The following is a 10233-nucleotide window of genomic DNA, read 5'->3' as shown; positions in this document are numbered from 1 at the left end:
GTTCCTTGAATTAAGCTGTAATTCTTTGTGGAACAGGCATCTTGCCTGTTCCTTTAATTAAAACAACTACTTACAAACTTTTTAAGGAATAGGAACCGATCGCAACAACTTGTCAACAATCGTTTTAGCCCTCCTTCCCCCCGCCGGAATCAACCGATGAGACAGTACGTGCGGCGCCAAATCCTTCACATCATCCGGGGTAGCAAAATCCCGCCCCGAAATAAACGCCAAAGCCTGGGAAGCCCGGTGCAAAGCCACCGCACCCCGGGGACTCACCCCCAGAGTAATCTCCTCATCTTCCCGCGTCGATCGCACCAAATCTACAATATACTGTTTCAAAGAGCCTTCCACCTTCACACCAGCGCACAAACGACGCAATTCCTGCACTTCTGCCAAAGAAATACAAGGCTGCAAATCTTCAACAGCAAAACTATCAGAAAGCCGTTCCAACATTTGCAACTCTTCCAACGCAGCGGGATAGCCCAATGTCAAAGACAAAGTAAACCGATCCATCTGCGCTTCTGGTAGCGGAAAAGTGCCTTGATATTCGATCGGGTTCTGAGTCGCAATCACAAAAAACGGCGTCGGAACATTCCGAGAAACTCCATCTACTGTCACCTGCTTTTCTTCCATCACTTCCAGCAAAGCTGACTGAGTTCGCGGTGTCGCCCGATTGATTTCATCAGCAAGCAAAACATTAGCAAAAACTGGGCCGGGCAAAAACTCAAACTCTCCGCTGCGCGGATTCCAAATATTAGTACCGGTGACATCCGTCGGTAACAAATCGGGAGTGCACTGAATCCGCTGAAACTTGCCATCGATCGATCGCGCCAAAGACTTCGCCAGCAGCGTTTTTCCCACACCAGGCACGTCTTCCAGCAGCGCGTGTCCGCCCGAAAACACGGCTACCAGCACCAAGCGAATAGCATCCGCTTTGCCAACCATAGTTTTGCCTAGATTTTGTTTGAGCCGCTCAATATGTTGTCTCATATCCCTGATTGATAATTGTTAATTGCTAATTGCTAGTTGCTAATTGTTGAAAAGATATCAAGATGGCCAAAATCTTGAGTCTTTGCCTTGCGGACTTCGTATTTGTACAACTAGAATTTAGTCTGACTCATCTTGCACCATTTTTAAAAGCGATCGCCTGTTCTAGATCACATAATTATTAGACTTTAGCAGTTAAGAGGCTTCTAGCAATATCGCAATCTGCCTGAATTTGAGTTTTGAGAGCATCCAGAGAAGCGAATTTTTGTTCGGGTCGCAAAAACTCTACCAAACTCGCGCTCAAGGTTTGACCGTACAAATCCCCAGACCAATCTAACAGGTGAATTTCCACAGTGGGTTGCTGGCCGTCTACTGTCGGGCGGCAACCAACATTCATCACCCCATTGACAAAAGATACATTGGATGCTGTGCCGGGGATTACAGATTTGGGGTTTTCCCGCTGATAGGAAGAACTTTCCTCTTTCATCTTTTCCCATCCATCTGTCAGCGAGACTCGTACCGCATACACGCCAAAACGTGGCAAAAATTTTTCCGGCGGCAGTTCGATATTAGCAGTAGGAAATCCGATCGTCCTACCCAGCCGCTGTCCCCCAACCACAGTCCCCACCAAACTGTAAGGTCGCCCCAGCAACTGATTCGCTCTTGTGAGGTCGCCGGATGCCAAACCTTCGCGGATTGCAGAACTGCTGATCCGATCGCCCTCACCGCAATTGTGCAGCGGTACAAGAGCAACATCAATACCGTAACCAGAGGCGATCGACTGCAAATCCACAGCCGTCCCAGCGCGTCCCCGCCCAAACCGAAAATCAACCCCCACACTAATTCGACTCGCTTTTAGTTGCCGCACCAAAATTTCCTCGACAAACTCAGAAGCAGTCAAAGCCGCTAATTCTCGATCGAACGGCAGCAGCACAAGTTGCTCGACGCCCATGGCTGCGAGCAATTCTACCTTTTCTGCCAGAGGCGTCAGCAGTTTTTTCGGTTGACCCGTAAAAAATTCTTGCGGGTGCGGATCGAATGTCACCACAGTGCTATAAAGTCGATCGACCCCATCAGAATCGCGACTAGAGAGGCTGTTGCCCTCGGCCCTAGGGCCTATCAAACCCTCGAAGTTATGGTGGCTGTCGGCTCGATCCGGCGGTGCTGCTGAGTCATTTTCGCAGGTCGCCGGATGTTCGCTTTCCCAATTTTGATCTGTGCCAACGTTGGAGCGCAAGTTTTGCCCCGACGCAAAAACCGTCGCAGAATTTGGCCCAGGCGATCGATTTAAAATTGGCTGCACGACTTGTCGATGCCCTAGGTGCAAACCATCAAAGTTTCCCAAGGCAACAGAAGTTGGAGTCAGAGCAGCGGTACAAGAAGAAGTTACCCACACGCTTAAAATTTTGACATACTTAGTGCGATCGCCAGTCGATTTTAGATTTTAGATTTTAGATTTTAGATTTGACTCCACAGATAAATCTGGAAGGTTGAACTTTGGTCTAAACTTTTTGGTTTTCCACCACTTAAGCCGGGGGCTTGTATCCGTCTCTGAGGTCAGCCCTAACTTAAATTTGAGATTTCTGACCTCAAGATTTCAGAACCATCGGGCAATCTCAAATCCATCAGACAGGCACTTGAGGCGCTTGCACCGACACTTCAGACAAATTGTTATCAGGAGGCAGCAATTGTAACGACAAACCTTCCCGCGCCATCAAACTGTTCGGGAATCTTTGAGCCACTTGTTCTCCCACCTTGTCTAAAAACTCGTCATTGTGCAGCGGGTCGTGGTGAAAAATCACCAACTTTTTGACATTAGCAGCCTTTGCCACCTTCACCGCTTCCTGCCAAGTCGAATGTCCCCAGCCGACCTTGCTGCTTTTCTCCGCATAATACTCCTCATCGGTATAAGTAGCGTCGTAGATCAGCACCTCAGCATCCTGAGCCAAATACAGCACATTTTCGTCTAAACGATCGGGAAAATGTTCGGTATCAGTCACGTAAGCAGCCGAATACCCCCGCCAGTTTACGCGGTAGCCTATAGCTTCGCCCGGATGGTTCAGCAAAGCAGTTTCCACCTTAATCTCTCCGATTTCCAGCGGTTTGCCCACTTCTATATCGTTAAATTTCAGGTCTGCCCCCATAATTTGCAGGGGTACCGGAAAATTGGGGTGCAGCATCTGGTCGTGGAGGCGCTGCTGGATAGTAGCCTTATTAGGAGCAATAGCCCCATAGATGTGAAAGCAGTTCCCAGGAATAAAAGCTGGGACAAAAAATGGGAATCCTTGAATGTGATCCCAGTGAGAGTGAGTAAAAAACATATGAGCTTTTACGGGCATCTGGGACAGGAGAGTTTGTCCCAAAACCCGCAATCCAGTACCGCCATCGAAAATTAGGCGACTCTCACCCACTCGCATTTCTACACAGGGCGTGTTGCCCCCGTAACGTACTGTTTCTGCCCCGGGAGACGCTATGCTACCTCTAACGCCCCAGAAGTGAACCGTGAATTGGTTGTGCATACTAGACATGGGTTTTCTTGCAAGATTGTTCCGGCGAGTTATCGATAAGGTGTTTACATATTACTAAGGGCTTTACCATCAAACCCAAGTTCTTTGACGGTCGAGTTCCCCACTTGTGGGAACTGCCAAGAGTCTCGCTCATCGCGAGAATGCAAAACTGTTGGGCTTGACAACTGAGCAATAAATTACAAAGTAGACGTTGGAAGTCTCGATCGTAACTATTCTTTTCGTCTCTTCACTAGCCTAACCTCCGCAGACACACTTTGGGGCAGTAGTTCTGTCTGAGTTTGGTCAAAAGCCGCTGTTTCTCCAGCCTCCGCAATTGCCGAACCGGATTGCGCGGTCAGTTGCTTGCCTTGCTGCTTTACCGGTTTGAACCCGGATGATGGCTTTCCTGCTATCTAGTCCGGTCGATCGACCATAATATGCAGGTGGCGGGGCTGTTTTACGCCGATATCTGGCCGATATTGGCGATCGGGCGTGAACGCGCCGCTACAATAATGACGGTTAATTTACCCGACTTGAGATGCTCCCGCCATTTAACCCCTGCCCATGAGCATCCGGGACTCCTTTTTAGCAGAACCCGGTTTAATTAACTCAACTCCCATTAATTCAAAAATCTTAGCAGTTTAGGAAGGCTCCTGCTATTAATTATCAACCAATACTGTCTGGATGCTCGGCCCGCTGCGGTTCGTCCCGCTAGCGGTCAAGCTGAACCCAGCCTCATCTGACACCGGGTAGCAGCGAGAGTCCGGGCCTGCGGGCAAAAGGCTAAATTTTCGTCGTGCATTTCTTGGCGGACGAATTGAATCACTCAAAATTCCCCTATTTTCGGAAATTAAAAAATTTCGCTTTTTGGCTATCATGCCAACTCCGATCGCCATTCTGTCTCAAGAGCGATGCAGAAATATTCCCTGTTAACCTGTGGTGCTTTTCTCAACAATCTTCAATAGCTCTATTGTTGGTAAGGATTTCTCGGAATTCGGCGCATTTGCGGTACTCGCCACGGGTTTGAATTTCCGGTATCATAGAAGCTTAGAGTCTTGTTTGTCGAGAATCTAAATCAGTGCTAAAAAAGCCTGGATAACTTTAAGTTATTTTTCAAAAAAGTCAGTATGAATCAAGTTAAAAAAACTACAACCAAGCTGAATAGATCGCCTGTGAAAGTGTCCGATCGCACTTTGGAACTCGGTAATCTTCCCTTGAGCGACCTGTCTTTAGAAATAACTGATGGTCAAGCTTTGAGAGAATTGAGTTCGGACGATCGCCCGCCGGCAACCCCAACAGCCACAGGCCGGACTGCCGAAACAAGACGCCGGAGGGTAGATGGTAAGACCTCCTGGGCCCGATCGCCTGTGGTTTCTACTGCGTTTCTCAAATGGCTGCTAGAGAGTTTGACTCGATCCAAAGGTTGGCTGGCAGTTATCACCCTGGCAGCAGTTTGGGGGTGGTGGAACAGTGAATTACTGTTTTCCACAGGCCTGGGGATAGCAGCGATGATGGTGGTTTACCGAGGGCAGTCGTGGGACTGGCAATTGCTGCGAGCAAAAGGCGAGCAATTTTGGGAGGGGCCGAACCGCCGATTTGTTTTAGCCGTCGGCACTGGCGGCATTGCTACCTTGGGCGCTTACATGAGTTTGGCGATTTGGGCGGACTCAAGCAGCCCCTGGATGGCTTTGAGCCTAATTTTGCAGAATTTGGGTACGATCGCGATTGCAGGGGTGTTGCTGCGGCAAGGGTTGAGTCTGGGGGCTGCAAAAGATGAAGATGCGATCGATCGCATCTTGGCGGATTTGACTGATGCTGACCCCGTGAAGCGTTTGATTGCTGTGCGGCAAATGACCGATTTGGTGAATCAGGGTGGGTTTGGCCCTGTGAGCTCTGTCAAAAGTTCCATCGCCCGTTCCCGCGCTGCCGAGTGCTTTCGCCTGATGCTGAGTCGGGAACCAGAAGCTTTAGTCCGCAATGCCCTTCTCGAAGGTTTGCAGACTTGGGATGCTACTTATGGCATGGCTTTAACTAATGCGAATGGGAAGTCCCGCGCTCTACCGAAGGTGAGCGTCGGGATGAAAGCTCGCGGTGAAAATAAATTGAGCGACAGCCAATCAATATAGTTTTTGTGTGCTACGATCATCTTATCGGTATTCTGCAATCTTGATAAATGTATCAAGCCTACAAGTACAGAATCTATCCCACAAGTGAGCAAGAAACCTTGCTTGCAAAGTCTTTTGGTTGTGCGAGATGGTTTTGGAACTATGCTTTAAATCTATGTCAAGAAACTTACAAAAATACTGGCAAAGGACTATCTAGGGCATACATACAAGGCTTGCTCCCTCCACTCAAAAAAGAATACGAATGGCTAAAAGAACCCTATTCTCAATGTTTGCAGGTGGTTGCATTGAATTTATCTACTGCCTACAAAAACTTCTTTGACAAGAGGGCGATGCTGCCCAAATTCAAGTCAAAGCACGGCAGGCAGTCGATCGGCTACCCTCAAAATGTCAAATTCGACGGTGACTATATCAACCTACCTAAGATTGGTTTAGTTTTCTGTCGGCGACATCGTGATTTTGAGGGCGACATCAAGACCGTTACCGTATCTCGCAACCCGGACGGTAAACATTTTATTTCTGTTTTGATTGACGATGGGAAAGAAAAGCCTGAATCCGTCCCAGCAGATAAAGCTATTGGCATTGATGTAGGGTTAACTCATTTTGCGATCACCAGTGATGGTTCTAAGTTTGGCAATCCCAAACATTTTGTCAAGCGCCAACGAAACTTAAAACGCAAGCAGCAAAAGCTTTATCGCAAAAAGAAAGGTAGTCAAAACCGAAAAAAGGCAAGACTGGTAGTGGCAAAAGTTCACTCCAAGATTGCCCGATGCCGGGAAGATTTTCTACACAAGCTATCCCGCAAGATAGTTGACGAAAACCAAGTTATTGCAGTGGAAAATCTCAACATCAAAGGCATGGTAAAGAATTATAATTTAGCCAAAGCCATTAGTGATGTTGGCTGGGGTATGTTCTGCACGATGCTTAAGTACAAGTCCGAGAGTGAAGGAAAACAATATGTCGAGATTGATCGATGGTTTCCTAGCTCTAAGACTTGCCATGTATGCCTAAATCGAGTTGATAATCTCACTCTTGATGTTAGAGCATGGAGTTGTCAGCGTTGTGGTACTCACCATGACCGTGATGTAAATGCAGCAATCAATATTAGAAATGAAGCCTTGCGGATTTTGGCGTTAGGAACTAGCGCTTCTGCCTGTGGAGAGGATGTAAGTCGATCTGGTAAAACTTCGGTTTTATTGGACGCTATCCCCGTTGAATCAGGAAGCCAGCGCTGTACCCCTTAAGTGGTCAGCGTCTGGTAGTTCACAATCCAAAAATCAAGTCATCGACTATTAGCTGACCGTCAAAAGCGTAAAAAGTAATTTTATGAATATTCGGAGCTTTTACGCGCAGGGGAGTCCTAGGGTCGATCGGAGAATTAGACCCCACCAGATTGGGCGCCGGCATTTCATCCTGAACAATTGGGTTGCCGTCAATGTCACAAGCAGATAAAACAGTTCGTCGCGAACTGGTGACAAGTCCTGACACCCAGCGAACTGGATACTTAAAAGTTACTTCTATCAGTCCGCTTTTGGGGGCCCCCATTAACACTGTTGCCCCAGAACCAGTGAAAAATGCTGGGTTTGAAGGTTGGATGGCGACGGCATTGCTAAAAGTAACCCCCCAATGTGCAAACTGGTGTTCTACTACTTCAAAGCATTTCAAGTCTTCTAAAGCTACCCGGACGATCGCAGGTACCGTGGTGCGCGATCGCACATCTGACCCGGCGCCTGAGCGTTCTGGAGTGGCGACAACAGACTTTTTGCCGTTTAAATCCATGCTTCGACAGGCTGTGTCAAACTCTGCCAACCCGTCAGATTGAAGACTTTTCGCATCAACCATAAAACCCTCGCGATCCCTTTTTCTGAGCAGTTGCATTTTAGTAGACCTCCCTGAGATTAGTTATTTCTTGTGTTTTGGAATTGATAACGGCGAGGCCCGTGATTGCCAAACCTGCAATTAGGAATCGAAACCCCATTGCCCGCCCTCCAACAAAGACTTTCGACCTCAAAAGCCACTGCTCCGCAAAATATCGTGATTAATGATTTGTGATTGGCGAGCGTCGGCCAACCTGCCGCCTGCCTGAAAGCGAGTTCTAATAGTCCTCCTTTCCGAGCGCCTGCTTTCGGGGTTAGCGAACAGACTCTATTTTGTTGAGGGGTCTCACCCATCATTTTGCTATTATCTCCGATCGGCGGTAGTTTGCAACAGTAAGGATAACTACACAGCCGAATTGCCCAAATCGCAAAACTTACTTGCTGTCTGTAGTTTCACGCTTCACCTGTACTAAAATAGATTTAAATCATTACTCAATCTTTACAAAAACGCCACCAGCTTTGCAAGTTTTTTAAACAAAGACGGGGCGACGGAAAAGAATCTAAAATATAACAGCGATTAAGGTTAGTTTATGCTTGTACCCCTCGGCTTCGGTCAGCGATCAATAGTTACTTCTCTCGGCAGAATGGTTTACTACACTGCTGAAAAAATGCCTTGGATGGGGTTGCCGACCTCAACTTCGGAAAATAAGCCGAACTTAGTATTTTTTCACGGTTTTGGCGGCGGGTCGAGTGCCTACGAATGGTCGAAAGTTTATCCGGCTTTTGCCGCAGAATATCGAATTTTAGCACCGGATTTAATCGGTTGGGGGCGATCGGAACATCCGGCAAGAAATTATCAGGTTGAAGATTATATCACAACTTTGATCGAATTTCTCGAAAAAACTTGTGGCAGTCCGACAGAGGTGATTGCTTCTTCGCTAACAGGGGCGATCGCGATTCGAGCTGCGATCGCACGGCCGGATCTCTTCAAATCACTGATTTTGACCATACCCAGCGGTTTGTCGGATTTCGGACAAGATTACGGCAGCAGTTTCTTCGCTAAGCTAGTCAACACGCCGATTTTAGACAAATTGCTCTACAGCACCGGCATCGCCACAGACGGCGGCATCCGTAGCTTCCTAGAACAACGCCAATTTGCTGATTCGCGTCGCGTTTACCAAGAAATTGTTGATGCTTACCTCCAATCTGCTTTGGAACCAAATGCAGAATATGCCGCCCTGTCTTTTGTGCGGGGAGATTTGTGCTTTGATTTGTCGCTGTACATCACTCAGCTAACAACGCCGACAGCGATTATTTGGGGAGAAAAATCGCAGTTTACCGGGCCCGATATCGGCCAGCGGTTGGCAAACCTCAACCCCGAAGCAATCAAAATTTTTCAACCTCTGGAAAACGTAGGTTTGACTCCGCAGTTAGAAATTCCCGCTGTCACTATTGGCTTAATTCGGCAATATTTAAAATTGCTTTCGGAAGGGTGAAGAAGTCAATTGACAGGAAAGCAGTTGGCAGTGGTGGGGTGGCAGTTGACAGGAAAGCAGTTGTTAGTGGGCTGTTGGCCATTGTTAGAAATAACAATTACCAATTACCAATTACCAATGCCCAATGCCCACTGCCCACTGCCCACTGCCCACTGCCCAATGCCCAATGCCCAATGCCCAATGCCCACTGCCCCATGCCTACTGACTACTAATTATTCTTTGACTCGCACGTCGATAACGCTGGCGTTGAAAATGTACCTGTTGCCTTCAAGCTCTAGCGTAGTGCCAATTTTGACTTTCGTATTACCTAAAACCGGGCCATTTTCAGTAAGTTGACCTTTTCCCTCTAAGGTAAACCTCATATTTCTGCTGAAGGCTTCTTCTTCTCTGGGATCGGGGAGAGCTTTCAGAGTGCCGTTGGGCTGAGGAACTGCTAGGGTTCGGGTGAGAGTTTGGACCGATTTGATGGTAATCTGACCGGAGGGTTGATTGCGGATCACCACATTAATTTTATCACCGGGTTTGAACAACTCTGGAACGTTTGTTCCTTTGAGACCGATCGCAATTGCATCAATCTCTACAGGTTTTATACTGGTGCCGACTTGCGCGACGGAACCGCCAGAAGTGCCGGGAAAGAAGAAGATTCCGACTGCAACTAGCAGTACGATTAGAGCGGCACCTACGTCTAGGATGCTGAGTTTGCCGAACAGCCGGCCTTGAGAATCTAAAATTTTCATAAATCGCCTATTATACTGATAGCGACAGGAGTATGTTTACAAGCTCAGGACTTACACAGACATCGATGAAAAACAGATGCTGCTATTGCTGAGCTACCGCTGGCAATGACATACTTTATTGATGTGTAAGTCCTGAAGCTAAAAGATATTACCACAACGATAGCCCAAAATCCGCATGACTGGGGCACGTGAACTACCCACACTAAATCGAAACGATTATAGTGTGGGCTTCTAACATCACAGAGGAATGCCTCAGAACAGACTTGCGTCCAACCTTTGGTCTTACTTCCCCTCCGTTAGCAGAAACGGCTGTTCCATCCGTCTGTAGTATCCTGATGCCCTCAGCTCTAATATTTGTTGCTGCATTACCATCACGGTTATGACGAGTACCGCAATTAGGACAAGTCCACTCCCTAACATCAAGCGGTAACTTATCAATCTGGTAATAGCAATTAGAGCAGAGCTTGGAGCTGGGGAACCAGCGGTCAATCTCAACCAACTTGCCACCTTTTTTCTCTAGCTTGTAAGCTAGGAAATTGATAAAGATTCCCCATCCCACATCAGAT

The 10233-nt window shown here is 47.6% G+C and carries 9 protein-coding genes; 3 read left to right on the top strand and 6 right to left on the bottom strand.

Translation table 11 applies throughout. The annotated features are described in order from the left end of the window. Window positions 1–81: 81 nt before the first annotated feature. From QT987_RS24695 to QT987_RS24685, 3 genes are all read right to left on the bottom strand, one after another. Window positions 82–990 (bottom strand): MoxR family ATPase, encoded by a 909-nt coding sequence (locus tag QT987_RS24695; RefSeq protein ID WP_333057199.1) that lies wholly within the window; start codon window positions 988–990, stop codon window positions 82–84. 178 nt (window positions 991–1168) lie between these two features. Further along, window positions 1169–2383, bottom strand: coding sequence for a bifunctional riboflavin kinase/FAD synthetase (locus tag QT987_RS24690; protein ID WP_333245518.1), 1215 nt, complete (start codon window positions 2381–2383; stop codon window positions 1169–1171). Window positions 2384–2612: 229 nt separating this feature from the next. After that, window positions 2613–3515 (bottom strand): MBL fold metallo-hydrolase, encoded by a 903-nt coding sequence (locus QT987_RS24685; RefSeq protein WP_333057201.1) that lies wholly within the window; start codon window positions 3513–3515, stop codon window positions 2613–2615. 1106 nt (window positions 3516–4621) lie between these two features. Here QT987_RS24685 and QT987_RS24680 point away from each other — a divergent pair. Continuing rightward, window positions 4622–5620, top strand: coding sequence for a hypothetical protein (locus tag QT987_RS24680; RefSeq protein WP_333245515.1), 999 nt, complete (start codon window positions 4622–4624; stop codon window positions 5618–5620). A 47-nt stretch (window positions 5621–5667) separates the two neighbouring features. Beyond that, window positions 5668–6861 (top strand): RNA-guided endonuclease TnpB family protein, encoded by a 1194-nt coding sequence (locus QT987_RS24675; RefSeq protein WP_333245512.1) that lies wholly within the window; start codon window positions 5668–5670, stop codon window positions 6859–6861. Between the two features lie 19 nt (window positions 6862–6880). Here the strand turns inward: QT987_RS24675 and QT987_RS24670 are convergent, their stop codons facing one another. Beyond that, entirely contained in the window at window positions 6881–7459 is a 579-nt protein-coding gene (locus QT987_RS24670) for a hypothetical protein (protein ID WP_333245509.1), read from the bottom strand. Between the two features lie 565 nt (window positions 7460–8024). On the opposite strand from QT987_RS24670, the gene QT987_RS24665 reads away from it, so the two are divergent. Next, window positions 8025–8930, top strand: coding sequence for an alpha/beta hydrolase (locus QT987_RS24665; protein WP_333245506.1), 906 nt, complete (start codon window positions 8025–8027; stop codon window positions 8928–8930). A 212-nt stretch (window positions 8931–9142) separates the two neighbouring features. Here QT987_RS24665 and QT987_RS24660 read toward each other — a convergent pair whose 3' ends face one another. Continuing rightward, complete coding sequence (locus QT987_RS24660) at window positions 9143–9667, bottom strand: DUF4330 domain-containing protein (protein WP_333245503.1); 525 nt, start codon at window positions 9665–9667, stop codon at window positions 9143–9145. A gap of 202 nt (window positions 9668–9869) precedes the next feature. After that, on the bottom strand, window positions 9870–10233 hold a 364-nt coding region (locus tag QT987_RS24655), incomplete at its 5' end, for a zinc ribbon domain-containing protein (RefSeq protein ID WP_333245500.1).

This window comes from Microcoleus sp. SVA1B4, assembly GCF_036700545.1.
GTDB lineage: Bacteria > Cyanobacteriota > Cyanobacteriia > Cyanobacteriales > Microcoleaceae > Microcoleus.
The sequence above is the reverse complement of the archived record's forward strand: the minus strand, read 5'-3'. Positions and strand labels throughout refer to the sequence as shown.

Excerpts from the sequence above, each read along its gene's own strand:
- QT987_RS24695 (WP_333057199.1), bottom strand. The coding sequence starts at position 990 with ATGAGACAACATATTGAGCGGCTCAAACAAAATCTAGGCAAAACTATG.
- QT987_RS24685 (WP_333057201.1), bottom strand. The coding sequence starts at position 3,515 with ATGTCTAGTATGCACAACCAATTCACGGTTCACTTCTGGGGCGTTAGA.
- QT987_RS24680 (WP_333245515.1), top strand. The coding sequence starts at position 4,622 with ATGAATCAAGTTAAAAAAACTACAACCAAGCTGAATAGATCGCCTGTG.
- QT987_RS24675 (WP_333245512.1), top strand. The coding sequence starts at position 5,668 with ATGTATCAAGCCTACAAGTACAGAATCTATCCCACAAGTGAGCAAGAA.
- QT987_RS24670 (WP_333245509.1), bottom strand. The coding sequence starts at position 7,459 with ATGGTTGATGCGAAAAGTCTTCAATCTGACGGGTTGGCAGAGTTTGAC.
- QT987_RS24665 (WP_333245506.1), top strand. The coding sequence starts at position 8,025 with ATGCTTGTACCCCTCGGCTTCGGTCAGCGATCAATAGTTACTTCTCTC.
- QT987_RS24660 (WP_333245503.1), bottom strand. The coding sequence starts at position 9,667 with ATGAAAATTTTAGATTCTCAAGGCCGGCTGTTCGGCAAACTCAGCATC.